Origin of the sequence: Mesorhizobium sp. M1A.F.Ca.IN.020.06.1.1 (genome assembly GCF_004023265.1) — a bacterium.
Lineage (GTDB): Bacteria > Pseudomonadota > Alphaproteobacteria > Rhizobiales > Rhizobiaceae > Mesorhizobium.
This window is the reverse complement of record NZ_RZSR01001547.1, coordinates 1-777: the sequence shown is the minus strand read 5'-3', so window position 1 is coordinate 777 and position 777 is coordinate 1. Positions and strand designations below refer to the sequence as shown.

Below are 777 nucleotides of genomic sequence, written 5' to 3'. Positions count from 1 at the left end.
CCGGACGGTCGATATAGATGATTTCCTCCTCCGGCGGCGGCGGCAAATCATACTCATAGACGGTGAACTCCTCCGGCGGCTCCAGGGCAGCGTCGAAATGTTCGAGCCGCCGTCGTGCGTCCCAGGCATGCGGACCACGCGGATAGCGCCGCAGATAAGACCAGTAGGCTTCCGGCGTGTCCTCGAGCCAGGTCTCGCGCCAGGTGATCGCCTCGCGCCGCGCAGCGACAATGGCGCGCACGCGCTTAGCCATCGGATCGTGTGGATAGGCGACGAGGAAATCCTCGTAGCCGCGCATCGTGTCGCGGTCGAGAGCCGCGATATAAGCGTCTCGAGCGTCGAAATCCTGGATCGCCCTGGTCCGATTGGAGCGGGATTCGGCCTCCGAAACCTTGGGCGCGGGCGCGTCCGCGGCACGGTCGAAGAAGACGAAAGGCGCGGTGATCTTCGAGGCATGCCACGGCACTTACGCGCCTTGCGTCATCTCGTTGACGCGCAGCCGCGTGCGGTCGAACACCTCGTCAAGCGACAACCCGCCCTCGCGTATCATTTCGGCGAGCGCCTGGGCATAGGCGCCGTAAGGGCCCTTGCCTTCCGGCGCGACCGTTCCCGGAGCCGCGTTGAACGCAATCAGCATGTTCGGGTCGGGATCGACAAGCGCGAGACCACCGGCCAGGGGCTGGCTCATCTTGGGCAAGGCATCAGGCCGCGCCGCGTCGAGCACGACGATGTTTACCTTCGTCGGCAATCCGGCCAACGACCGGGTGACATCGGAGA

Annotated in this window: 1 pseudogene; it reads right to left on the bottom strand. The window is 65.1% G+C overall.

What is annotated here, in order from left to right:
- A pseudogene (locus tag EOA60_RS35445) lies at window positions 1–777 on the bottom strand (caspase family protein); the annotation flags it as partial.